Origin of the sequence: Brachybacterium sp. SGAir0954 (assembly GCF_005490785.1) — a bacterium.
In the GTDB taxonomy this organism is placed as follows: Bacteria; Actinomycetota; Actinomycetes; order Actinomycetales; family Dermabacteraceae; genus Brachybacterium; species Brachybacterium rhamnosum.
On the sequence record NZ_CP027295.1, the window covers coordinates 1,501,938 to 1,525,413 of the forward strand.

Annotated in this window: 23 protein-coding genes; 16 read left to right on the top strand and 7 right to left on the bottom strand. The window is 74.4% G+C overall.

Going from position 1 to position 23,476, the window contains the following annotated elements:
* Window positions 1–10: 10 nt before the first annotated feature.
* Window positions 11–640, top strand: a complete 630-nt coding sequence (locus tag C1N80_RS06725) for a copper resistance CopC family protein (RefSeq protein ID WP_137770073.1) — start codon at window positions 11–13, stop codon at window positions 638–640.
* Between the two features lie 148 nt (window positions 641–788).
* Here the strand turns inward: C1N80_RS06725 and C1N80_RS06730 are convergent, their stop codons facing one another.
* Entirely contained in the window at window positions 789–980 is a 192-nt protein-coding gene (locus tag C1N80_RS06730) for an antitoxin (protein ID WP_137770074.1), read from the bottom strand.
* Window positions 981–1,144: 164 nt separating this feature from the next.
* On the opposite strand from C1N80_RS06730, the gene C1N80_RS06735 reads away from it, so the two are divergent.
* The 4 genes from C1N80_RS06735 to proC all read left to right on the top strand — a co-directional run bounded on the left by C1N80_RS06735 (window position 1,145) and on the right by proC (window position 7,820).
* Window positions 1,145–2,017, top strand: coding sequence for a DeoR/GlpR family DNA-binding transcription regulator (locus tag C1N80_RS06735; RefSeq protein WP_240811256.1), 873 nt, complete (start codon window positions 1,145–1,147; stop codon window positions 2,015–2,017).
* 76 nt (window positions 2,018–2,093) lie between these two features.
* On the top strand, window positions 2,094–6,743 hold the full coding sequence (locus tag C1N80_RS06740; protein WP_137770075.1) for a hypothetical protein: 4,650 nt from the start codon (window positions 2,094–2,096) through the stop codon (window positions 6,741–6,743).
* On the top strand, window positions 6,740–6,958 hold the full coding sequence (locus tag C1N80_RS06745) for a hypothetical protein (RefSeq protein ID WP_137770076.1): 219 nt from the start codon (window positions 6,740–6,742) through the stop codon (window positions 6,956–6,958). The genes C1N80_RS06740 and C1N80_RS06745 overlap by 4 nt, the downstream gene beginning before the upstream one ends.
* Before the next feature lie 22 nt (window positions 6,959–6,980).
* On the top strand, window positions 6,981–7,820 hold the full coding sequence (proC, locus tag C1N80_RS06750) for a pyrroline-5-carboxylate reductase (protein ID WP_137770077.1): 840 nt from the start codon (window positions 6,981–6,983) through the stop codon (window positions 7,818–7,820).
* 78 nt (window positions 7,821–7,898) lie between these two features.
* Here the strand turns inward: proC and C1N80_RS06755 are convergent, their stop codons facing one another.
* The gene (locus C1N80_RS06755) at window positions 7,899–8,570 is read right to left on the bottom strand and encodes a TrkA family potassium uptake protein (RefSeq protein WP_137770078.1); all 672 of its coding nucleotides are present in this window, start codon (window positions 8,568–8,570) and stop codon (window positions 7,899–7,901) included.
* A 54-nt stretch (window positions 8,571–8,624) separates the two neighbouring features.
* Window positions 8,625–10,040: a TrkH family potassium uptake protein gene (locus C1N80_RS06760; protein ID WP_137770079.1), complete on the bottom strand. Its 1,416-nt coding sequence runs from the start codon at window positions 10,038–10,040 to the stop codon at window positions 8,625–8,627.
* Between the two features lie 100 nt (window positions 10,041–10,140).
* On the opposite strand from C1N80_RS06760, the gene C1N80_RS06765 reads away from it, so the two are divergent.
* The 4 genes from C1N80_RS06765 to C1N80_RS06780 all read left to right on the top strand — a co-directional run bounded on the left by C1N80_RS06765 (window position 10,141) and on the right by C1N80_RS06780 (window position 15,147).
* Entirely contained in the window at window positions 10,141–11,358 is a 1,218-nt protein-coding gene (locus C1N80_RS06765) for an acetoin utilization protein AcuC (RefSeq protein ID WP_137770080.1), read from the top strand.
* A 72-nt stretch (window positions 11,359–11,430) separates the two neighbouring features.
* The gene (locus tag C1N80_RS06770; RefSeq protein ID WP_137770081.1) at window positions 11,431–13,170 is read left to right on the top strand and encodes a dynamin family protein; all 1,740 of its coding nucleotides are present in this window, start codon (window positions 11,431–11,433) and stop codon (window positions 13,168–13,170) included.
* Window positions 13,167–14,867 carry a dynamin family protein gene (locus C1N80_RS06775; RefSeq protein WP_137770082.1) on the top strand — a complete coding sequence of 567 codons (1,701 nt, stop codon included), beginning with the start codon at window positions 13,167–13,169 and terminating at the stop codon, window positions 14,865–14,867. The genes C1N80_RS06770 and C1N80_RS06775 overlap by 4 nt, the downstream gene beginning before the upstream one ends.
* A 181-nt stretch (window positions 14,868–15,048) precedes the next feature.
* Window positions 15,049–15,147 (top strand): 30S ribosomal protein bS22, encoded by a 99-nt coding sequence (locus tag C1N80_RS06780; protein ID WP_019174583.1) that lies wholly within the window; start codon window positions 15,049–15,051, stop codon window positions 15,145–15,147.
* Between the two features lie 83 nt (window positions 15,148–15,230).
* On the opposite strand, the gene C1N80_RS06785 is transcribed toward C1N80_RS06780, so the two are convergent.
* Entirely contained in the window at window positions 15,231–15,530 is a 300-nt protein-coding gene (locus C1N80_RS06785; RefSeq protein ID WP_137770083.1) for a glutaredoxin family protein, read from the bottom strand.
* 97 nt (window positions 15,531–15,627) lie between these two features.
* Window positions 15,628–16,158, bottom strand: a complete 531-nt coding sequence (locus C1N80_RS06790; protein ID WP_137770084.1) for a YceI family protein — start codon at window positions 16,156–16,158, stop codon at window positions 15,628–15,630.
* Window positions 16,159–16,282: 124 nt separating this feature from the next.
* Here C1N80_RS06790 and C1N80_RS06795 point away from each other — a divergent pair, with 124 nt between their 5' ends.
* From C1N80_RS06795 to ccsB, 6 genes are read left to right on the top strand one after another with little or no spacing between them, the layout of a single operon-like run.
* Window positions 16,283–16,828 (top strand): MarR family winged helix-turn-helix transcriptional regulator, encoded by a 546-nt coding sequence (locus C1N80_RS06795; RefSeq protein WP_137770085.1) that lies wholly within the window; start codon window positions 16,283–16,285, stop codon window positions 16,826–16,828.
* A 57-nt stretch (window positions 16,829–16,885) separates the two neighbouring features.
* On the top strand, window positions 16,886–17,533 hold the full coding sequence (locus C1N80_RS06800; RefSeq protein WP_137770086.1) for a histidine phosphatase family protein: 648 nt from the start codon (window positions 16,886–16,888) through the stop codon (window positions 17,531–17,533).
* Window positions 17,530–18,111 carry a TlpA disulfide reductase family protein gene (locus tag C1N80_RS06805; protein ID WP_137770087.1) on the top strand — a complete coding sequence of 194 codons (582 nt, stop codon included), beginning with the start codon at window positions 17,530–17,532 and terminating at the stop codon, window positions 18,109–18,111. Before C1N80_RS06800 ends, C1N80_RS06805 begins: the two co-directional genes overlap by 4 nt.
* Complete coding sequence (locus C1N80_RS06810; RefSeq protein WP_137770088.1) at window positions 18,108–18,917, top strand: cytochrome c biogenesis CcdA family protein; 810 nt, start codon at window positions 18,108–18,110, stop codon at window positions 18,915–18,917. The genes C1N80_RS06805 and C1N80_RS06810 overlap by 4 nt, the downstream gene beginning before the upstream one ends.
* Window positions 18,917–20,596: a cytochrome c biogenesis protein ResB gene (locus C1N80_RS06815; protein WP_137770089.1), complete on the top strand. Its 1,680-nt coding sequence runs from the start codon at window positions 18,917–18,919 to the stop codon at window positions 20,594–20,596. Before C1N80_RS06810 ends, C1N80_RS06815 begins: the two co-directional genes overlap by 1 nt.
* A complete protein-coding gene (gene ccsB / locus C1N80_RS06820; RefSeq protein ID WP_137770090.1) occupies window positions 20,593–21,639 on the top strand; it encodes a c-type cytochrome biogenesis protein CcsB in 1,047 nt (348 codons plus the stop codon). Before C1N80_RS06815 ends, ccsB begins: the two co-directional genes overlap by 4 nt.
* Before the next feature lie 78 nt (window positions 21,640–21,717).
* Here the strand turns inward: ccsB and C1N80_RS06825 are convergent, their stop codons facing one another.
* On the bottom strand, window positions 21,718–22,065 hold the full coding sequence (locus C1N80_RS06825) for a PLD nuclease N-terminal domain-containing protein (protein ID WP_137770091.1): 348 nt from the start codon (window positions 22,063–22,065) through the stop codon (window positions 21,718–21,720).
* A gap of 160 nt (window positions 22,066–22,225) precedes the next feature.
* Here C1N80_RS06825 and C1N80_RS06830 point away from each other — a divergent pair, with 160 nt between their 5' ends.
* The gene (locus C1N80_RS06830; RefSeq protein ID WP_137770092.1) at window positions 22,226–22,501 is read left to right on the top strand and encodes a DUF4229 domain-containing protein; all 276 of its coding nucleotides are present in this window, start codon (window positions 22,226–22,228) and stop codon (window positions 22,499–22,501) included.
* Between the two features lie 45 nt (window positions 22,502–22,546).
* On the opposite strand, the gene C1N80_RS06835 is transcribed toward C1N80_RS06830, so the two are convergent.
* Entirely contained in the window at window positions 22,547–23,443 is an 897-nt protein-coding gene (locus C1N80_RS06835; RefSeq protein ID WP_137770093.1) for a 1,4-dihydroxy-2-naphthoate polyprenyltransferase, read from the bottom strand.
* Window positions 23,444–23,476 lie beyond the last annotated feature (33 nt).

The following is a 23,476-nucleotide window of genomic DNA, read 5'->3' on the forward strand; positions in this document are numbered from 1 at the left end:
CCTGCCGGGTATGACCACTCCTGTGCACCTCGCGCGCCCGCACGCGGCGTCGCCGCTCCTGCTCCGGCTCGCCCCGCTCGCGGCGCTCGTCGCCGCGGCCCTCCTGCTGCTGCTCACCGCGGCGCCGGCCTCCGCGCACGACTCGCTCGTCTCCTCCGATCCCGAGGACGGCGCGACCCTCGAGACCTCGCCCGAGCAGGTCACGCTGGACTACTCGGCGGACGTCCTCGACGTGAGCCCCGTCGTGCGGATCACGGGGGAGGGCGGCGAGGTGGTCGCCGAGCTCGATCCGGAGGTCGACGGGTCCACCGTCACCGCGGCGCTCGACGAGCCGCTCGCCGCGGGCGACTACGAGGTGCGCTGGCGCGTGGTCTCCTCCGACGGCCACCCCATCGAGGGAACCCAGTCCTTCACGGTCGAGCAGGGTGCCGCCGGCGCGCCGTCCGACGCCGGCGGGCGGACCTCCGCCCCGGCGAGCGACGCGGGCGGCGCGACGAGCGCTCCCGCGGAGACCACCGCTCCCGCCGCGCAGACCGAGGACTCCGAGGGCGGGGCCCCCGTGGTCCTGATCGTCGTCATCGTCGTGGCCGTGCTCGCCGTCGCCGGCGGGGCCGTCGCCGCGCTGCGCCGGAAGAGGTGACCCCGGCCCCGCGGCGCAGGGAGCGAGCGCGCTCAGCGCCGCGGTGCGGGACGAGAGATCCGTGGCGCGGGCCCGCACATGACGGAACCCCCGGCACCCTTGGGTGCCGGGGGTTCCTGCGGTCACGCGCGCCGCGAGGGCGCGGGACTCACTTGTTCTCGTCGCCGCCGAGGCCGAGGTGATCGCGAGCGGCGTCGCCCGCCTGATCGACCCCGCCGTCGACCTGATCCGGAGTGCGCTCCTTGATCTGATCGCTGGCACCGTCGATGCCCTGCTCGACCTGCTCGGAGTTCTCTCCGGCGACGTCCTTGGCCTTGTTCAGCGCGTCATCGAAACCCATGGTGAGACATCCTTTCGTCGCTGTACTCGCCCCAGCCGGGGCGACAGAACCCAACGTAGGCCCGTCCCTCCTGTGACACAAACGTGATCAGAAAAATGACGCTGGAGTGACCGAATCTGAGCGGGCGGGCACGTGGGATGGGCGGTCCGCGCAATACTGACTGCGTGAATGCGAGCAGTCCCGACTCCCCGGCCGTCGCCGGCACCCCCAGTGCCGCTGCGCCCGACTCCCCCCACCCCGCCTCCGGGATGCACAAGTCCGCCCGCTGGGACCACGTGCTCTCCCTCCTCGCCCAGGAGCGGCGGCTCAGCGTCTCCGAGGTCGCCGCGGATCTCGGGATCAGCGAGTCCACGGTGCGCCGCGACTTCGTCGAGATGGAGCGCGCGCAGCTCGCGCGGCGCACCCACGGCGGGATCGTCGCCGTGGACGTCGCCTACTCCCTCGCCGCCTCTCCGCGCTCCACCGACCAGGACGGCGCCGATCGCGAGCGCGTCGCCGCGGCCGCCGCGACGCTCGTGACGCCCGGCCAGATCATCGGAGTGAACGGCGGCCGCTCCACCACGTCGACCGCGCGGCGGATCGTCGCCCGCCCCGACCTCGACTCCAAGGACGGCGTCCCTGGGCTCACCGTCGTCTGCGCCGCGCTGAACATCGCCCTCGAGACCGTGCTGCGGCCCTCGGTGCGCACGGTCGTCCTCGGCGGCGTCGCGGAGCCCTACTCCTTCGAGCTCACCGGCCCGCTCGCGACCGCGACGATGCGGGACCTGTGGCTGGACATGATGTTCGTGGGGACCGTCGGCCTCGACGTCCCTGCGGGTCTCACCTGCAACTCCGACGCCGAGGCCGGGGTCACCCGGACGATGATCGGGCACGCGAGGAGGGTCGTCGGCCTCGCGACGGCGGACAAGGTCGGTCACCGTGCGCTCGCCGGGATCTGCCCCGTCTCCGCCCTCACCGACCTCGTCATCGCGGGCCCCGTCCCTGAGGAGCTCCGGGCGCACCTCCAGGAGACCTCGGTGCGCCTGCACGAGGTGTGAGCCCGCCCGCGTCCGGGCGTCCGCGCGCGGCACGCCTGCACGTGCGGGAGCCCTGCTCCCGGTAGCGTGAGCGACCATGTGGAGTTTCCTGCGCGGGAAGAAGCGTTCCGAGGTCACGGCATCCCCGGCGGAGGGTGATCAGGCCCTGTCCGCCCTCGCCGATCGCGCCCGCGGTCGGCAGCAGGACGGGCAGCAGGAGCAGTCGGCGGGGGACCGCCCGGCGTCCTCACGCCCCGGTGGTCCCGTGAGCCCCGGCAGCCCCTCCGCCGCGCCCGCTCCGCGATCCGCGCAGGACGGCGTGGGCATCGTCGTGCAGCACCGCCTGGACGCCGCCGGCAGCGTCGGCGCCGGCATCGCCCCGGAGCAGAGCGAGGACGACCAGCTCACCGCGCCGCGCGAGCACCGCCCGCTCAGCCGTGAGGACCTCGTCGCGGACGCCCTGGACCGCTGGACCCACCGGATCACCGGCGGGCGCACCGCCCCGTCCTTCCTCACGCAGATGCGCGCCGGGGCGACCGTCCTGGACCTCTCGCACTCCCATCCCTCGGGCCTCGCGCAGCTCCTCGCGGGCCGCGGGCCCACGCGCCTCTCCTCCCTCGTGCGCGAGGTGGGCGCGCTGGCCGACGCCCGCGCCCACGCCCGCTCGATCCGCGAGATCGCCGAGCGCCACGCGGAGGAGGTGGGCCTGACCACCTGCCATCTCGGCATCGGCGAGGCCACCTGGAACCCGGAGGACGGCTCCGCGCCGATCCACGCGCCCGTCCTCGTGCGCCCCCTGACCCTGCGCCTGCGCGGCAACGCCCGCGAGGACGTCGAGCTCGAGATCGACGCGACCGCGGATCTGAACCCCGTGCTGCTGCGCGCCCTGCGGGACGCGGGCGTCGCGATCGACGCCCGCTCGCTGCTCGCGACCACCGACTCCACCCACGGCTTCGACCCCACTCCGGTGCTCGACGCGTTCCGGGCGCTCGGCCAGCCGCTGCCCGGCTTCCGGATCAGCCACGCCCTCGTGGTCGGCAACCTCATGGACGCCGCCGGCTCCGTCGCCACCGACCTGAGTACCGACCCCGCCGACTGGACCTCCTCCGACCTCGTCGCGGCCCTCGCCGGGGACGCCGAGGCCGCCCGCACCCTGCGCGAGGCGCGCGACGCGGAGGTCCCCGCCCTCGACGAGCGCGAGCTCGTCGCCGCCGTGGACCTCGACCACCAGCGCGTCGTCGAGCGGGTCCTCGCCGGCCAGGACCTCGCCGTCGCGGCCGGCCCGGGCGCCGGCACCCTGGACCTCGTCGTCGACCTCGTCGAGGAGCTCGGCGCGCGCGGCAAGAGCGTGCTCGTCGTCTCCCAGCGCCGTCGCAACCTCGCCCAGCTCGTCGAGATCGCCCGCCGCCGCGGGATCGACGAGCTCGTCTTCGACCTCTCCCCGGACCCGTCCCTGCAGCGCAACGCCTCCGCCGCGCTGCTGCGCAGCCTGCGCCGCGCCGGCAGCCACGTGCTCGGTCCCGAGGACGCGGACACCGAGGAGCTCGAGCGCACCCGCGAGATCCTCACCGGCCACGTCGAGGCGATGCACCGGGTGCAGGAGCCCTGGCAGGCCTCCGCGCACGACGCGATCTCCGCCCTCGCCGCGCTCACCCGCCGTCGCCCCGCGCCGCGCACCGTCGTGCGCCTGCGGGCGGACGTCGCCCAGCAGATGATCGGCGCGGACCGCGAGCGCTACGCGGACGCCCTGCGCGAGGCCTCCGAGGTGGGACTGCTCAGCACCGGCCCCGAGGAGACCGCCTGGTACGGCGCCCCCATCAGCACCGACACCCAGGCGCAGCGGGCCGCCGAGCTCGTGGACCTCCTGCGCGGGGAGCTCCTCCCCGCGCTGCAAAAGGCCTCCGTGGACACGGGCGTCGAGATCGGTCTCGAGCCCGCGGACTCCGCCGCCGCGCTCGTCGAGCGGATCGCCCTGCTCGACCGCGTCGCCGAGCGCCTCGACACCTTCCAGGGCGCCGTCTTCGGCGCCGAGCTCGCCGACCTCGTCGCGGCCACGGGGGACAAGTCCTGGCGCGCCGAGCACGGCGTGACCATGGGCTGGGGCGTCCGACGCCGGCTGCGCCGCGAGGCCGCCGCCCTCCAGCGCCCCGCGACCCTCTCCCCGGACCTGCACGGCGAGCTCCAGAAGGCGCGCCGCGTGCGCGAGGACTGGCGCCGCGCCGCGGCCGGGAGCGGCTCCACGCCCACCGTGCCCTCCGGCCTCGAGGACGTCCGCACGCTCACCGCCCGCACCCAGAAGGTGCTCGACGAGCTCGGCGTGCTGCTCGCCGGCATGCCCGCCGGTGCGTCCCTGCAGACCACGTCCTTCACCGTCCTCGGGGAGCGCATGGACGCGCTCGACGCGGACCGCGCGGACCTCGTGCCGCTGCCGCGCCGCACCGAGCTGCTGCGCCGCCTCGAGTTCGACGGCCTGGGCGAGCTCGTCGAGGACCTCCGCCGGCGTCGCGTGCCCGCCGCCCAGGTGGGCGCCGAGCTCGAGCTCGCGTGGTGGCGCAGCGTCCTCGAGCTGATCGCGGGCGCCGAGCCCACGATCTCCGAGTACGACGGCACCTCCCTCTCCCAGGTCGCCGAGCGCTTCCGCCGGCTCGACGCGGAGCACCTCGCCGGCGCCGGCGCGCGCGTGCACGCCGCGGCGGACGAGGTGCGCGTCGAGACCATGAAGTCCTACCCGGACACCTCCCGGGCGGCGATCGCCGAGCTCGCCCGCGCCTCGACCGTCTCCGTGCGCGACCTCGCCGCGAAGTACGAGGACATCCTCTTCCGCGCCCGACCGGCCTGGCTCGCCTCGCCCTACCTGGTCCCGCAGGTCATCCCGCGCGGCCGCCACTTCGACGTGGTCATCGTCGCGGACGGCGGGCGCCTGCCCACCGCGGCGGCGCTCCCCTCGATCGTGCGCGGCACCCGCACCGTGGTCGTCGGCGACCCGCTCGAGTACGGCGGCGACTCCGAGCCGAGCCTGCTCGACGACATGCTCCGCATCGCCCCGCACGTCGAGCTCGCCCGGGACCCGCAGCCGGCCCGCGAGGGACTGCGCGCCTTCGCCCGCCGCCGCGCGCTCGGCGCGGGCACCGTCGCCGTGCCGAGCCCGATCCCGCCGGAGGACGACCGCCTGGTGCGCGTCGAGAACGGCCGCGGCCCCGTCACCGAGTCCATGGAGTACGTGGAGTCCACCGAGGCGGAGCTGCGCAAGGTCACCGACCTCGTCATCGAGCACGCCCGCTCCCGCTCCGAGCGCTCCCTCGCGGTGCTCACCTTCACGCCCGAGCACGCGCGCCGGCTCATGGAGCGGATCATGAGCACTGTCTCCGTGGTCCCCGCGCTGCGCTCCTACTTCGACCCGGGCGCGACGGAGTACTTCACCGTGCTGCCCGCCGCGCAGGCCAGCAGCATCGTCCGCGACGACGTCATCGTCTCGGTGGGCTTCGGCAAGACCCCGCACGGCCGCCTGCTGCACCGCTTCGGGCCGCTCTCCGAGGCGGGCGGCCGCAAGGCCCTCGCCACGGTGATCACCCGGGCCCGCGGCCGCACCACCGTCGTCTCCGCGATCGACGTCGAGGATCTCGATCCGGCGCGGCTGCGCACCGAGGGCGCCGAGGACCTGCGCGCGATGCTGTGGGTGCTGCGCGGCGGCCAGGACGTGCCGGTCGTCCCGCACGTCTCCGCTCTCGCCGGGAGCACGGAGCCCGTGCCGGCGCCCCTCGCGCCGAGCCCCGCACCGGCGCCCACGGAGGAGCCCCGCACACCCGCCGCCCCGTCGGACGACGCCGAGGTCCCGGCCGCGGACCTGTCCGAGGAGGACATGGACGCCGCGATCGAGGCGGCTCTCGCGCGGAAGTCCTCCGCGGACGAGGCCGCCGAGGCCGTCGTCGAGGACGGCGCCGACGAGCCCGTCGAGGAGACCGCCCCGGCGGCGGAGGACGCCCCCGAGGGCGCGCAGGCCGAGGCCGCCGAGGCCGACGCCGTCGATCCCTCCGGCGATCCTGCCGACGCGGAGCCCGCAGATCCCGCCGACCCCGCCGACCCGGCCGACGAGCCCGTCGCGGAGCCGGCCGACGAGCCCGCGGCCGCGCCCACCGCGCCGCGCGAGCTCGAGACCGACGCCCTCGTGCGCGACCTCGCCGACCGCCTCTGGCGGATGGGCCTGCAGGTCGAGCGCGAGTTCGGCCCCACCCCGGACCGGATCGAGCTGGCCCTCGGGCACCCCGACCTCCCCGGCCGGCTGCTGCTCGCGGTGGACACCGACGGCGCCCGGTACGTCGAGACCGCGAGCCAGCGCGAGCGCGACCGCCTGCGGGCCGAGCGCCTCGAGGCCGCGGGCTGGGCGACCGAGCGGGTCTGGTCCTGGGCGCTGTTCATCGATCCCGACGGCGAAGCCGAGCGGATCCGCCGTGCCACCGAGCGCGCGCTGCGCATCGTGCAGGCCGAGGAGAGCACCGACTCCCCGACGGGCGTGGGTACCATCCGCCACCGCCTGCCGCGCCCGCAGATCCCCGCCGGCCACCCCCTGAGCTTCTACTCGAGCGAGGACTTCGACGAGGTCGTGGAGTACATCTGCTCCGACGGCCGCGCCCGCCTCGAGGAGCACCTCGCGACCGAGGTGCGCAGCTTCCTCGGCTTCGAGAGCCGCTCGGTGCTGCTGGACGTCTCCGTCTCGAGCGCGATCCGCCGCTACCAGGAGCGCCAGTGAGCGGCCGCGTCGTCATCTCCTCGCTGACGGGCCGCCCGATCCCCTGGGAGGACTCGGAGGACCACGCCGGTCCCGCCGGGGCCGCGGCGCGCGGCGAGGAGCCCAAGGTGCTCCCGGACCGCGTCCGCGAGGACGCCCCCGAGCCCGGCGCCGACGAGTCCAACGACTCCCGCCTCGCCCGGGACCGGCCCCCGCACTGGGGGACCGGCGCCTGAGCGGGTCGTTACGCTGGTCGGCATGACTTCCAGCGCAACCACCGTCCCCGCCCCCTCGACCGCCCGCGTCGCCGTGATCGGCGCCGGGAACATGGGCGGCCCCGTCGTGCGCACCTTCCTCGCCGCCGGCGCCCGCGGGGAGAACGTCCACGTCGCGAACTCCACCCCCGGGAGCAGCGAGCGCGCCGCCGGCGAGCTCGGCGTCACCGCCGCCGCGAGCCGCTCCGAGGCGCTCGCCGGTGCGGACCTCGTCGTGCTCGGCGTGAAGCCCTACCAGGTGATCGACCTGCTCGGCGAGATCGCCGACGAGCTGCCCGTGCAGGCCGTCGTGCTGTCCCTCGCCGCCGGCGTGACCCTCGAGGCGATGGAGGGCGCGCTGCCCGCCGGCCGCCCCGTCGTCCGCTCCATGCCCTCCACGCCGATCGCCGTGGGCGAGGGCGCCGTCGGCCTCATGCGCGGAACGAGCGTCACCGACGAGCAGTACGGCCTCGTCGAGGAGCTCTTCTCCCGCGCCGGTGTGGCCGTGACGATCACCGAGGACCAGGTGCACGCCTTCATCGGCGCCGCCGGCTCGCTCGTCGCCGTCGTCTACGCGCTGCTCGAGTCGATGACCGACGAGGCCGTGCGCCAGGGCCTCAAGCGCGACCTCGCCGCGCAGCTCGTCCAGCAGACCGTCCGCGGGGCCGCGACCGTGCTCACGGAGACCGGCGTCCACGCGGCCGTCGCGAAGAACGCCGTCACGAGCCCCGGCGGCACCACCGCCGAGGCCCTCGCCGAGTTCGAGCGGCAGGGCGTGCGCGGGTCGATCGCGAGCGCCATGCAGGCCGCCGCGGACCGCTCCCGCGCCATGACCGGGAACTGATCCCGCCTCCCTGCAAAATCGAGACCCGGCCCCGTCGCCCCGCTCCTCCTCGGGCCGGGGCGGCGGGGCCGATCGGTGCTACTTCGCCTGGTGCGTGAAGCGGTCGATCTTCGTCGTCTCGCCCGCGACGATCACCACGTCGTGCGCCTCGACGACCGTGTCAGGGCTCGCGTACCGGAACTCCTTGCCGGGGGACTTCACACCCACCACGGTCACGCCGTAGGTGCGGCGGATGTCCGCCTCGGTGAGGGAGAGGCCGTGGATCGAGCGCGGCGGCCGCATCTTCACGATCGCGAAGTCGTCGTCGAACTCGATGAAGTCCATGAGCCGGCCGTTGACCAGGTGGGCGACGCGGCTGCCCGCATCCGCCTCCGGGAACACCACGTGATGGGCGCCGATGCGGCGCAGGATCTTCCCGTGCGCGGTGGAGATCGCCTTCGCCCAGATCACGGGGCCGCCCAGGTCCACGAGGTTCGCCGTGATGAGCACGCTCGACTCGATCGAGGAGCCCACCCCCACCACGGCGACCTTGAAGTCGCTCGCGCCGACCTCCGCGAGGGCCTCCGCCTGCGTGGCGTCGGCCTGCACCACATGGGTGAGCTGAGCGGCATGCGCCTGGACGAGGTCCGCGTCGGTGTCCATGGCGAGCACGCGGGTGCCCAGCCGCTCGAGGGTGAGGGCGAGCGCGGCGCCGAAGCGGCCCAGGCCGATCACCAGCACGCCGCTGGCTTCCGCACGGGATCGGGGCACGGGATTCCTCCTGGGGGATGGGTGGATCGGGGCGGACTATCGGGAGGCTGCCCGTCAGCCGACGATAGGACGTTCGGAGGGGAAGCGCACCATTCGGGTGCGCGAGCGCAGCGCGAGCGCCGCACCGAGGGTCACGGGACCCACACGGCCGATGTACATGCACGCGGCGAGCACGAGCTTCGCCCCCGTGGAGAGCTCGTCGGTGATCCCGTAGCTGAGGCCCACGGTGCCGAAGGCGGAGAGCACCTCGAACAGCGACTGGTCCAGCGTGAACGAGGTCAGCCGCAGCAGCGCGAAGGTGCCCGCGAGGACGACCGCGGAACCCATGACGAGCACGCCGATCGCCTGGCGGATCGTCTCCTGCGGGATGCGGCGCTGGAACACCTCGACGTCCTTGTTGCCGCGCATCTCCGCCCAGATCGACAGCACGAGCAGCGCGAAGGTCGTCACCCGGATGCCGCCCGCGGTCGAGCCGGAGCCGCCGCCGATGAACATGAGCACGTCCGTGAGCAGGCGCGACTCCCCGGTCAGGTGGCCCACGTCGAGGATCGCGAAGCCGCCCGAGCGCGGCATGATCGCCGTGAACCCCGACGCCAGCAGCTTCTCGCCGATCCCGAGCGGCCCGAGCGTCATCTCGTTGGACCACTCCATGACGAGGTAGCCGAGCCAGGCGACGGCGAGCAGCAGTCCCGAGGTGGCGAGGGTCAGCTTCACGTGCACGGACCAGCGGCGCGGGCGGCGCCACTTCTTCACGACCACGAGGATCACGGGGAAGCCGAGGGAGCCCACGAGCACCGCGAGGCCGATCGGCACGAGGAACAGCGGATCGCTCGCGTACTGGGTGACGCCCTCCGCCTCCGGCACGAAGCCCGCGTTGTTGAAGGCGCTGATCGCGTAGAACATGCCGAGGAACACCGAGCGCCAGAACGGGTGGTCGGTGATGATCATGTAGGGCGTCAGCGCGATGAAGGTGAGCACCTCGAAGCTCGTCGAGGTGATGACGATCGTGCGCAGCACCCCGCCCACCTCGGCGATGGACTCCGAGCGGGTCTCCGTCGCCGTGCCGATCCGCTGCGCGAGGCCGATGCTGCGGGCCACGGAGAGCGTGAGCAGCGAGGCGAGGGTCAGCATGCCCATGCCGCCCAGCTTCACGGCGACCATGATCACGGTGAGCCCGCCGTCGGACCAGTGCGCACCCGTGTCCACGGTGGACAGGCCCGTCACGCAGATCGCGGAGATCGCGGTGAACAGGGCGTCGACGAAGGGGGTCGTGGTGCCGTCGGCCGTCGCGAAGGGCATCATCAGCAGCACGGTGACGATCGCGATGAGGCCCGTGAAGGCGCCGAGCGCGAGCCGGGCGGGGGTGGGCTTCGTGAGGCCGCGCAGGGTGGCGCGCCAGCCGCTGTGCAGCGGGGTCGGGGCGAGCGTCCCGGGCGGGGCCTTCACGGCACGGGAACGGCCTCGTCCCATGTCACGCCCCTTCCCTGTGCACTGTCCCGTGCGCCCCGGCGGCGCCCGACGCGGGGGAGTCTACGTCGAGCAGTGCGCTGACCTCGGTAGGCTTCGAGGCATGCATGACGGAGCGATGGCGACCGGGGTGGTGTGGGACGACGCGCTGCGCGACTACGACTTCGGCCCGTACCACCCGATGTCCCCGATCCGGCTCGAGCTGACCCGCACCCTCGCCGCGGCGACCGGGCTGCTGGACCGTCCCGGAGTGGTCACCCTGCCCGCTCCCGTCGCGACCGACGAGCAGCTGCTGCGCGTCCACGAACCGGAGTACCTCGCGGCCGTGCGCCGCGCCTCGGAGCCCGGCGCCGAGTGGGAGGACCTGCTGCGCTTCGGGATCGGCGGTGACGACGTCCCGTCCTTCCCCGGCATGCACACCGCCTCCGCACGGATCGCGGGCGGGGCGATCGCCGCGGTCGACGCGATCCTCGACGGTCAGGTGCGCCGCGCCGTGCACGTCGCCGGCGGGATGCACCACGCGAAGCCCGGCGCCGCCTCCGGCTTCTGCGTCTACAACGACGCCGCGCTCGCCGTGCTCCATGCGCTGGACCGCGGGGCCCGTCGCGTGCTCTACGTCGACGTCGACGTCCACCACGGGGACGGTGTGGAGCGCGCGCTGTGGGACGAGCCCGCCGCGATCACCCTGTCGATCCACGAGACGGGGGAGCGGCTGTTCCCCGGCACCGGGTTCGTGCAGGACACGGGCGGTGCGGGCGCCCTCGGCTCCGCGATCAACGTGCCGCTGCCGCCCCGCACCGACGCCGACGGCTGGGTGCGCGCGATCCGCGCGGTCGTCCCGGCGCTCGCCCGCGCGATCCGCCCGGACCTCCTCGTCACCCAGCATGGCGCGGACACCCACCGCTCGGACCCGCTCGCGGATCTCGGCGTGACGCTCGAGGCGCAGAGGGAGGTCATGCTGCTGCTGCGGGAGATGGCCGACGAGGTCTGCGAGGGCCGCTGGCTCTCCCTCGGCGGCGGCGGCTACGCCGTGATCGACGTCGTGCCCCGCTCCTGGGCGCACCTCGTGGCGGTCGCGACCGGCGAGGCGATCCCGGCGGAGGCCCCGCTGCCCGCCGAGTTCCTCGAGGCCGCCGCTCGCGCCCGCGAGGAGAGCGGCCTCTCCCCGGAGCCCGGCATCCTCACCTTCGGCGACGGCCGCCCGCTCGCGGTGCGCGACTGGGCGGGTGGCTACGACCCCGAGGACGACCTCGACCGGGCGGTCCAGGCGGCCCGCCGCGGCGCCTTCCCCGAGTGGGGCCTGGACCCCTTCCTCGACTGATCGCCCCGCCCGCCCCGGACCGGGACGGGCGGCCTGCCACAATGGCGCCGAACCGCACGCCGAGGGGGAGACATGACCACCACGCCCGCCGCCGTGCTCGGCACGTTCGCCGAGCACCTGCGCACCCTCGAGCTGCCGCTGCCCGTGGAGGGCGCGGAGGACGCCCGCCGTGAGGTCGCCGCGGCGCTCACCCAGCTCGACGACCACGTCATCCCACGCGTGGAGTCCCTCGACGCGCCGCTGCTGGTCGTCGTCGGCGGGTCGACGGGCGCCGGGAAGTCGACGCTCGTGAACTCCGTCGTGGGGGAGGCGGTGAGCCGCTCGGGCGCGATCCGCCCGACGACCCGTCGGCCGGTCCTGCTCCATCACCCGGCCGACGAGCCCTGGTTCACCGGCACCCGGATCCTGCCCGGCCTCGCGCGCGTGACCGGCAGCGGCGGCGGCACCACGGCGGAGGCGGAGGACGCCTCGGTCGCGGCGACGTCCCTCGAGCTGCGCTCCCTGCCCGCGATCCCGCAGGGCCTCGCCCTGCTCGACGCCCCGGACATCGACTCGGTCGCCGCGGGCAACCGCGAGCTGGCCCGGCAGCTTCTGCGCGCCGCGGACCTCTGGCTCTTCGTCACGACCGCGAACCGCTACGCCGACGCCGTGCCGTGGGAGGTGCTGCGCACCGCCGCCGAGCGCGACGTGACCGTCGACGTCGTCATGAACCGGGTGCCGGAGGCGCCGGGCGTCGCCGAGGAGCTCGCCGGGGACCTCCGCGCGATGCTCGAGCGGCAGGGCATCGACGCGGACCACCTGCTGCTCGTCCCCGAGACCCGGCTCGACGCGGAGGGCATGGTCCCCGCGGAGGTCATCGCCCCGCTGCGCGAGCGCCTCGTCTCCCTCGCGGAGGACGCCGAGACCCGCGGCCGCATCGCCCGGCGCACCCTCGCGGGCGCCGTCGGCGGGCTCGCCGCCTCCGCCCGGGAGATCGCCGCCCACGCCGCCGCCCAGCACGAGGAGGCGGAGCGGCTCGAGGGCGAGGTCGACGCGGCCTTCGCGGCGAGCCGCGAGCGCATCGACGAGGCCGTCGGCGACGGCTCGCTGCTGCGCGGCGAGGTGCTCTCCCGTTGGCAGGACGTCGTCGGCACGGGGGAGTTCCTGCGCGGCGTGGAGAGCCTCGTGGGCCGGCTGCGGGACCGCATCGGCATGGCGCTCACCGGCCGCACCGCCCCCGCCGTGAAGGCCGAGCAGGCGCTCGGCGCGAGCCTCGTCCACGTGCTCATCGACGAGACGGCGCGCGGCGCGGAGCGGGCGGACACCGCCTGGCGCCGCAGCCCCGCCGGCCGCTCCCTCGCCGAGGGCCACGACCTCTCCCGCCTGCCCGACGGCTTCGGAGAGGAGGCCGCCGCCTCGATCCGCGCCTGGCAGGGGGACGTGCTGGACCTCGTGCGCACCGAGGGCGCGGACCGCCGCACGAAGGCGCGCGTGCTGTCCCTCGGCGTCAACGTGCTCGGCGTCGCGCTCATGGTGATCGTCTTCGTCTCCACCGCCTTCATCCCGACCGGCCTCGAGGTGGGCGTCGGGGCGGGCGCGGCGGTCGTGGGGCAGAAGCTGCTCGAGTCGATCTTCGGCGACGAGGCCGTGCGGCGCATGGCGACCGTGGCCCGGGAGCGGCTCACCGCCCGCCTGGACGCGCTCGTGAACAGCCGCACCGCTCCGTTCCGCGAACGGCTGGACACCCTCGGCGACCTCCGCGGGGGAGAGCTGCTGGGCGGGGACGCCGACGCCCTCGAGCAGCTCGCCGCCTCGATCCGGGAGCAGGCATGAGCCCCCGCGTCGGGCGCCGCGGCAGCCGCGCCGGCGTGGGCCTCGCCGAGCGCATCGAGGCCCTGGACCGGGCCGCCGCGGTCATCGCCCCCGTCGCCCCCGAGTCGGAGGGGAAGGCCGTCGCCGCGGTGCTCGAGCGGATCGACCGCCGGCGCGCGCTCTCCGCCGAGCACACGATCATCGGCGTCTTCGGGGCGACCGGCTCCGGGAAGTCCTCCCTCGTCAACGCCGTCGTGGGGCGTGAGGTGACGCGGGCCGCCGTGCGCCGCCCCACGACGGGCCACCCGGTCGCCGCGGTCGTCGGCGAGACGGGCGCCGACCCGCTGCTGGACTGGCTGGGCGTCGAGGACCGCCACCTGCTGGACGGCACCGGGGCCGCGCTCGAGCAGGCGGCGCTCGCCGTGCCCAGCTCGCGCCGCGCCCGCCGCGAGGACCCGGGCGCCCCGGGGATCGTGCTGCTGGACCTCCCGGACATGGACTCCGTCGAGGCGGCGAACCGCGCGATCGTCGAGCACATGACCGGCATGGTGGACGTGCTCGTCTGGGTCACCGACCCCCAGAAGTACGCCGACGCCGTGCTCCACCAGGAGTTCGTGCGCCCCCTCGCGGGGCACGACGCGGTGACCGTGCTCGTGCTGAACCAGATCGACCGCATCCGCGAGGACGAGCGCCGTCCCGTGCTCGCCTCCCTCGAGGGGATCGCCCGCGCGGACGGCCTCACCTCCGCCCCGGTGCTCGCGACCTCGGCGACGACCGGGGACGGGGTCGAGGAGCTGCGTGAGCGGCTCGTGCAGGTCGCACGGTCCCGCGGGGCGATCGCCGAGCGGCAGCGGGCCGACGTCACCGCCGCCGCGACCCGTCTGCGCACGGCCGCGGACCCCGCCGGCATGGCGGCGCAGAGCTCCGCGCGGGAGCGTGCCGCGCTCACCGCCGACCTCGCCGTCGCGGCCCGCGTCGAGCCGGTCGCGACGGCCGTGGGTGCCTCCTACCGCCACCGTGCGGCGGGGAAGGTGGGCTGGCCGCCGCTGCGCTGGATGCGCCGCTTCCGCCCGGACCCGCTGCGCCGCCTGGGGATCGGCCAGGAGAGGGACGCGAACCGTCTCGAGCGCACCTCCCTGCCCGAGCCCGATGCCGCGACCCGGGCCCGCGCCTCCGGCGGGGTGCGCCGCTTCGCGGACTCCGCGAGCGCGGGCGGCAGCGACCCCTGGCGCTCGGCCGTGCGCCGCGCGGCCCGCTCGCGCGAGGAGGAGCTCCCGGACGCCCTCGACCAGGCGGTCGCGGAGGCGGATCTGCGGGCCCGCTCGGGCTCGTGGTGGTGGCCCGTGCTCGACGTGCTGCAGTGGCTCGCCGTCCTCACCTGGGTGGTGGGTCTCGGCTGGCTGGCCGTGAACGCGGGCCTCGCCTTCCTCGGCATGCCCCCGCTGCCGGTCCCGATGCTCGAGGACCTCCCCGTCCCCGTCCCGCTGCCCACCGCGCTGATCGTGCTGGGCGTGGCCGTGGGGGTGCTGCTCGCCGTGCTCGGCACGGCGATCGCGGCGGCCGTGGGCGCCTGGCACCGTCGCCGGGCGCGGCGGATCCTCACCGACCGGGTCGAGGACGTGGGCTCCGGGCTCGTCGTCGCGGAGGTCGACGCGGAGCTCGAGCGGGCCCGCGCGGCCGATGCGGACCTCGCCCTCGCAGCCGGCACGGCCCGTTGAGTCCGATCTCGCATCGGCGGCCGTGGCCGCCCGGGTGATCCGCGTGTAAAATGGGTGGTCGACCGTGGCGCCGGACCCGCGCGCACCCGGTGCATGAGCACCGGCGTGGTGCATCCGCGGGCCGCGCATCCCCGATCCGTCGATCCGCACGCAGGCTCATGCCTGCAGAACAGAGGCACCCATGGGTTCTGTCGTCAAGAAGCGTCGCAAGCGCATGTCGAAGAAGAAGCACCGCAAGCTCCTCCGGAAGACCCGCCACCAGCGCCGCAACAAGAAGTGAGCGCTCGCTGAGCGACATCGGGGCCCCCGTCGGATTCGACGGGGGCCCCGATGCGTCGGTGCGTCGTGGGGAGGGGTGGCGGCTCAGCGGCGCAGCAGGCGCCGCCACAGGGGCCGCTTCGCGAGCGCGGTGCGCAGGGCGGCGGCGTCGACCCGGTAGCGGGCGTGGACGGCGCCGTCCACGATGATCACGGGAACGTCGTGGTTCCAGTCCGCGAGCAGAGCGGGGTCCTCGTCGATGTCGCGCACCTCGACGGTGCTGCCTGCGCGGTCCGCCTCGGCGCGCACCACGGGGAGCGCCTCGTCGCACAGGTGGCAGCCCTCGCGGGTCAGGTACAGCACCCGGGCGTCCGGGTCCGTGGGGGAGGGGATGCGAGAGGTCATGGGGAGCACTGTAGCCATCGCCGGGACGCGGCAGGGGCCGCTCACCGCCGTGGCGGGAGCGGCCCCTGTGCGTATGAGGGGAGGGCTCGGCTGCGGGTCAGGCCGCGGTCGGGGCGGTGAACTCCGCCTCGACGACGATCTTCACCGAGTCGCTGACGAGCACGCCGCCGGCCTCGAGCGCGGCGTTCCAGGACAGCCCGAAGTCCTTGCGGGAGATCGTGGTCTCGCCGGTGAAGCCGGCGCGGTAGGTGCCGAAGGGATCGGTCGCGGCGCCCTCGTAGGTGAAGTCGAGGGAGATCTCGCGAGTGGTGTCGCGGATCGTGAGGTCGCCGACGAGCTGGTCGCCCTCCACGCGGGTGGAGACGAAGGTGATCGTCGGGTAGGTCTCGGCGTCGAAGAAGTCCGCGGAGCGCAGGTGGCCGTCGCGGTCCGCGTTGCCGGTGGAGATGGAGGCGACCTGGAGGGTCGTGGAGAACGCGAGGTCCTTGTCGGACTCGCCGACGGTGAGGGTGCCCTCGAGCTCGCCGAAGGTGCCGCGCACCTTGGAGATGCCCGCATGGCGGACGGTGAAGCCCGCGGAGGTGTGGGCGGCGTCGAGGGTCCAGGTGCCGGGGGTGAGGTCGCTCATGCGAGATCCCTTTCTGTCTGTCGATCTGCTGACCCGGGGCGAGCGCCCCGGGCTTGTGCTTGAAATCTAAACTGTTCTGACGGAGAATGCAACCGGGACTCGTCCCGATGAATAGGAGAACGTGATGCACACCACCCCGTCAACCGTGGAGACCGCCTCGACCCCCGGGGACCTCTGGCTCTCCCGCGAGGAGCAGGAGGCCTGGCGGCAGTACCTGTACGCCACCACGCTGCTGAGCGAGAAGCTCTCCGAGGCGCTCGAATCCGCCCCCGGGATCGATCTGACCCTGGGCGAGTACGAGATCCTCGTGCGCCTCTCCGAGGCCGACGGCGGCGCCATCCGCATGTCCGACCTCGCCGACCAGGTCGTCCATTCGCGATCGCGCCTCACCCACACCGTGACCCGCATGGAGCGCCGCGGCCTCGTGGAGCGCGTGCGCTGCGCCGCCGACGGCCGCGGCCGCGAGGCGCACCTCACCGCCGTCGGCCGCCGGCTGCTCGAGCAGGCCGCCCCGGTACACGTGCGCTCGGTGCGCGACCGCCTCGTCGACGTCATCGGCCACGACGACCTCCTCGAGCTGGGCCGGATCCTCGCCCGGACGCTGCCGGAGGACGCCCCCGTCGCCCTCGGGTGTCCGGCACCTCACGCAGGGGCTCCCGCGGCCGACTGATCCGCAGGTTCCGTTGGTACCGTGCGGGCGAACGGACCGTAGGAGGATCCTGCCGCCATGACCACGACCACCGTCCACCTCGTCCGCCACGGCGAGGTGCACAACCCCGAGCGCATCCTCTACGGACGCCTGCCCGGGTACCGCCTCAGCGAGCGCGGGGAGCGGATGGCGCAGTGCGTCGCGGAGCACCTGACCGGCAACGACGTGACCCTCGTGCGGGCCTCCCCGCTGCTGCGCGCGCAGCAGACGGCCGCGCCGATCGCCGCCGCCCACGGCCTGGACGTCTCGCAGGACCAGCGCCTCATCGAGTCCGCGAACCACTTCGAGGGGCAGCGGATGGGCCACGGCGACGCCAAGCTCACCGACCCCCGCAACTGGCGCTGGTTCGCCAACCCCCTCCGTCCCAGCTGGGGCGAGCCGTACCGCGAGCAGGTCTCCCGCGTCACCGCCGCCATGCACGCCGCACGCGCCGAGGCGGAGGGTCACGAGGCCGTGCTCGTCCTGCACCAGCTGCCCATCTGGCTCACGCGCCTGAGCGCCGAGGGCCGCCCGCTCGTCCACGACCCGCGCCGCCGCGAATGCGGCCTGTGCTCGGTGACCAGCTTCCGCTTCGCGGGGCCGCACCTCGCCGGCGTGGACTACACCGAGCCCGCGCAGGAGCTGTACGCGGGCGCCGTCGACGCCACCGGAGGCCGGCTCACATGACCCGATCCACCAGGCGCCGGTTCCTCGCCGGCTCCGGGGGGCTGCTCGGCGCGGCGCTCCTGGCCGCCTGCGGCGACACCGACACCTCCTCCCGCTACGACTCCGGCTACGTCTCCGGGGACGGCGTGACCACCGAGATCCCGGCCGCCGACCGCGCCGAGCCGCTCACCGTCACCGGCACCACCTACGAGGGGGACGCCTTCTCCTCGGAGGACGCCCGCGGGCACGTGCTCGTCATCAACGTCTGGTACGCCTCCTGCCCGCCCTGCCGCAAGGAGGCCCCGGAGCTGGAGAAGATCCACCAGGACTACGCCGACCAGGACGTCCAGCTCATCGGTGTCAACGTGCGCGACGAGGAGGGCCCCGCCGCGGCCTTCGAGAAGAAGTACGGCATCACCTACCCCTCGATGCCCGATCTCGACGCCCAGATCATGTACTCCCTGCGCGGCCAGGTCGCCCCCAACGCGGTCCCCTCCACCCTCGTTCTCGACACCGAGGGCCGGGTCGCCGCGCGCATCTCCGGCGCCGCGGACCCCTCCGTGCTGCGGGCCATGCTCGACCGGGTGCTCGACGAATGAGCGCGGCGGACATCGGCCAGGCCTTCCAGGCCACCGCCCTCTCGGGCTCCCTCCTGCTCGCCCTCGCGGTCGCCGCCGCGGCCGGGCTCGTCGCCTTCCTGTCCCCGTGCGTGCTGCCCGTGGTCCCCGGCTACCTCGGCTACGTCTCCGGCCTCGCCGGGCAGGGCTCCACCACCGGCACCGGGCCGGGCGTCGTGCGCCCGCCCGCCCGCCCCAGCACCGGGCGCATGCTCGCCGGCAGCGGCCTCTTCGTCGCCGGCTTCACGATCGTCTTCATGGTCCTCGGCGGCTTCGCCGGCACCCTCGGCTACCTGCTGCAGGCCCACGCCGTGCTCATCAACCGCATCGCCGGCGTCGTCGTCATCCTCATGGGCCTCGTGTTCATGGGCGTGTTCCCCGGCCTCAGCGGCACGAAGTCCCTCACCGGCCGCCGCCCCGACGCCGGCCTGCTGGGCGCCCCGCTCATGGGCATCGTCTTCGGCCTGTCCTGGACCCCGTGCATCGGCCCCACCTACGCCGCGATCCTCGGCCTCACGCTCGACGGCTCGGGCGGCGGCGCCGCGACCCGCGGTGCCCTCCTGTCCCTCGCCTACGCCCTCGGGCTGGGCATCCCCTTCGTCCTCTTCGCCCTGCTGTTCGAGAAGGCGCTCGGCCTCAGCCGCGCGCTCTCCCGGCACCGCCGCAGCATCGGACTCCTCTCCGGAGCGCTGCTCATCGCCATCGGCGTGCTGCTGCTGACCGGGCAGTGGGCCCAGTGGACGGCCGCCCTGCAGGGCGCGATCGCGACCTTCGAACCGGTGGTGTGATGACCCGCAAGCGAACGACGGACACGACGCCGGAGGGCGAGAGCGCCGGCCCGGACCGCTCCGACTCCTGGAGCAGCAAGCAGGAGCCCGTGGGCGTCCCCTCGCTGGGGCTGCGCGGCACCCTGCTGTTCCTCTGGCGCCAGCTCACGAGCATGCAGACCGCCCTCGTGCTGCTCATGCTGCTCGCCGTCGCCGCCGTGCCAGGCTCGCTCTACCCGCAGCGCAGCGTGAACCCCACCCTCACCGAGCAGTTCCTCGACGAGAACGGGAAGTGGGGGGAGATCCTCGACACCCTCGGGTTCTTCGACGTCTTCTCCTCGCCGTGGTTCTCCGCCATCTACCTGCTGCTGTTCATCTCGCTGATCGGCTGCATCATCCCTCGCGTGCTCGTGCACCTGCGCCAGCTGCGCTCCCGGCCCCCGCGCACCCCGTCCCGGCTGGACCGCTTCGTGGGCCACACCCGCATCGAGCTGCCCGCCGCGGATCCCGAGGAGCTGCTCGGCGCCGCCCGCAAGCGCCTGCGCCGCTCCCGCTACCGCACCGACCTGCGCGAGGAGAAGCGCTCCTCCTCGGTGAGCGCGGAGCGCGGGCTGCTGCGCGAGACCGGCAACCTCCTGTTCCACATCGCGCTCGTGGGCGTCCTGATCTGCGTGGCCGGCGGCCAGCTCACCGCCTACCGCGGTCAGATCACCGTGATCGAGGGGGACGGCTTCTCCAACTCCCTCACGCAGTACGACTCCTTCGACTCGGGCGCCTGGTTCGACTCCTCCTCGCTGCCGGACTTCCGCTTCACGCTCGACGACTTCCGGGCCACGTACGACACGACCCAGACCGAGGAGAACTTCGGCAAGCCGCTCTCCTTCGAGGCGGACGTCTCCGTCGACGCCGACGGCGACCAGTTCTCACAGACGCTCCAGGTCAACAAGCCGCTGCACGTGGACGGCTCCTCGATGTACCTGCTCGGCAACGGCTACGCCCCCGAGATCACGCTCACCGACCCCGAGGGCAACGTCGTCGCCTCCGGCCCGCTGATCACCGTGCCGCTCGGCGACACCGGCTACACCAGCCAGCTCGTGCTCAAGGCGCCCGACGCCTCCCCGGAGCAGACCGCCGTCGTCGGCTACTTCCTGCCCACCGGCACGATCGACGACACCGGCCCGCACTCCTCGTACCCGGACCTCGTCGACCCGCAGGTCGTCGCGACCGTCTACCAGGGGGACCTCGGCCTGGACTCGGGCGTCCCGCAGAACGCCTACGAGGTGGACCTCTCGACCCTCACGCCGCTCACCGCGGAGGGCTCCGACGACCCGCTGCTCCTGCGCCTCTACCAGGGGGACTCCACGAGGCTGCCCGACGGCTCGACGCTGAGCTTCGACGGCGTGAAGCGCTACGCGGCCTTCGACGTCGCCCACGACCCCTTCGAGCGGTGGGTGCTGATCTTCGCGCTCACCGCGGTCGCCGGGCTGATCCTCTCGCTCTTCGTGCCGCGTCGCCGCGTCTGGGTGCGCGTCACCCCGCGTGAGGGCGGCGGCGCCGTGCTCGAGGTCGCGGGACTCGCCCGCAGTGACGACCCGTCCCTCGCAGATGACGTCCGGGCCCTGGCCCGCACGCTCGGGACGGAGCAGGATAGGGGAGCCGGTCCCGGCTCCACGAACAGCCCGGAAGGGGAAGCGCAGTGATCGACCAGCAGCTGGCGGAGGTCTCCCACCTCGCCCTCGTCGTCGCGATCGTGCTCTACGTGCTCGCGCTCATCGGTTTCGCGGCGGATCTCGCCGGGACCTCCCAGCGCCGCAGCGACGAGCGCCTCGCGGCCAAGGACCGGGCGCGCGCCGCGGTCCCCGCGGGCGTCGGCGGAGGAGCCGGGGGAGTCGCCGTCGCCGAGCCGCCGTCGGCGGAGGTCGCCGCCCCCGCCGCGGCTCGCGGCGGCATGAGCGCCCAGACCTTCGCCTTCGGCGTCTCCGCCGTCGGCGCCCTGCTGCACGTGGCCGGCGTCGCCATGCGCGCGATCGCCACCGAGCGCGTCCCGTGGGCGAACATGTACGAGTTCGCGACCACGAGCTCCGCGGTCGTCATGGTCGCCTTCCTCGTCTTCTCCGTGCGCCGCACGGAGCTGCGGGCCCTCGGCACCTTCGTGCTCGGCCCGATCCTGCTGCTCATGCTCGCCGCGCAGACCTTCTGGATCGTCCCCGCCGCGAAGCTCACCCCGAGCCTGCAGAACTCGCACTGGATCTACATCCACATCGGCGTCGCCATCCTCGCCACGGCCCTGTCGATCCTCGGCGCCGTCGTCGCCGGGCTGCAGCTCGCCTCCGCCCGGCACGAGAAGGTGCTCGCCGCGAAGGTCGCCGCGGGCGAGGAGGACCCGGAGCACTGGGGCCGCGTGGGCCACGTCCTGGACCGCCTGCCCCGCTCGGTCTCCCTCGAGGCGCTGAGCTTCCGCATCCACTCCGTCGCGTTCGTGTGCTGGACCTTCACGCTGATCTTCGGTGCGATCTGGGCACGCGAGGCGTGGGGCCGCTACTGGGGCTGGGACCCCAAGGAGGTGTGGACCTTCATCATCTGGGTCATCTACGCCGCCTACCTGCACGCCCGCGCCACCGGCGGCTTCCGCGGGACGCGCGCGGCCTGGCTGGCGCTGGCCGGCTTCACGGCCGTGGTCTTCAACTACACGATCGTCAACACGGTGATCAACGGCCTGCACTCGTACTCGGGCCTCGGCTGAGCCGTCGCCGCACGCGAGGCCGACGGTCCACCCGACCTCGGCGTGACCGCCCCCGCGGTCTGCATCGGCCCCGGCTGATCAGGCCTCGGGGGCGTCGTCGTCCCCGGGGGTCTGCTCCCGGCGCTCCCGGTCGCGGCGCTCGCGGCGGATCTGCTCGTCGAGGTCGCGCAGGAACTCCGGGTCGTCGTCCGGGGCGAGGGGCCCCTCCCGGCGCGGACCGCCGCGGCGGGCGGTGCCGGTGCCCGGGGTCCGGTCCCGGCCCACGAGCAGCCAGGTGATCGGCCCGATCCACGGGATCAGCACGACGAGCACGATCCAGGCCCACTTCGGGATCCCGCGCACCTTCGCGTCCTCCGTCTGCACGCAGTCGGCGAGGGCGAAGATCGTCAGACCGATCGAGAGGACGGCGGCGAGGGCGCGGAGCATGGATCGAGTCTAGGCGGCGACGCCGCCCACTGGTCCGCGCGAAGGTCCCGGCCGCAGTGGAGGTCCTGGCCGCACCGGCACCGCGGGCCGGGGAGTGACCTCCGCCCCGGAGCGGGCCGCTCCCGAGGCTCCTCGGAGGTGGGCGTCCTACGCTGACCCCATGCGCAACGTGCTCGGCTACGCCCTGATCCGGATCGCCCTGTGGCTGGTGATCTGGTACCTGCTGACCCTGGTGGGCGTGGGCGTCATCCTCGCGGGGCTGCTCGCGGTGCTCATCGCGATGATGATCTCCTTCCTCCTGCTGGGAGGCCGGCGGCAGAAGGCCGCGGAGGGCCTGCAGCAGGTCGACGAGCGCCGGCGCGAGAAGCGGGGCCCGGTCGTGGACGAGGACGCCGCGGAGGAGGACGCGCTCCTCGACGAGCGCGACCGCGACTGAGCGTCCGCACCCGACGCCGCGGGCCGGCTCAGGGCCGGCGCGGGCTCAGAGGCAGAGACCTGCGAGCAGCAGCAGCGCGAAGACGAGCTCGAGGCGCCCGGCGGCGCCGAGCACGGGGATCAGGGCCCGGCCCTGGGCGCCCCGGAGCACCACCCGCGCGGGGCCGATCGCGAGCGGCAGCGCGAGCAGCACGAGCGCGGCCGGCCAGTGCTGGACCATGAGCGGCACCACGAGCACGAACGGCGCGATGACGGTGACCGCGAACAGCAGCCGGGTGCCGCGCTCGCCCAGGCGCACCGCGAGGGTCGTCTTCCCCGCCTCGCGGTCCGTGGGGATGTCGCGCAGATTGTTGGTGAGCATGATCGAGACCGCGAGCAGCCCGATCGCGCAGGAGACCAGCAGCGCGGAGAGGGAGAATCCGCCGGTGATCGCGTAGGCGGTGCCGTTCACGGCGACGAGGCCGAAGAACACGAACACGAACAGCTCCCCGAGGCCCAGGTAGCCGTAGGGGTGCTTGCCGCCCGTGTACATCCACGCGGCGGCGACGGCGGCCGCACCGACCACGAGCATCCACCAGACCCCGGCGATCGCGATGAGCACGACGCCCAGCAGGGCGCCGAGGGCGAGGGCACCGATCGCGGCGCGCTTGACCGTCGCGGGCTCCGCGGAGCGGGAGCCCGTGAGGCGGAACGGCCCCACACGGTCGTCGTCCGTGCCGCGGATCCCGTCGGAGTAGTCGTTGGCGTAGTTCACGCCCACCTGCAGCGCGAGCGCGACGCCGAGGGCGAGCAGCACCCGCGGGAGCAGCAGCCCCCAGCCGAGGCTCTCCCCGCTCGCGAGGATCTCGCGCACGGCGACCCCGGTGCCGGCGGCGACCGGGGCGACGGCCGCCGGGAGGGTCCGGGGGCGCGCCCCCTGCACCCACTGGGAGAGGCTGGCCATGATGCTCCTGTCGCCGTCCGGTCCCGCGCTGCG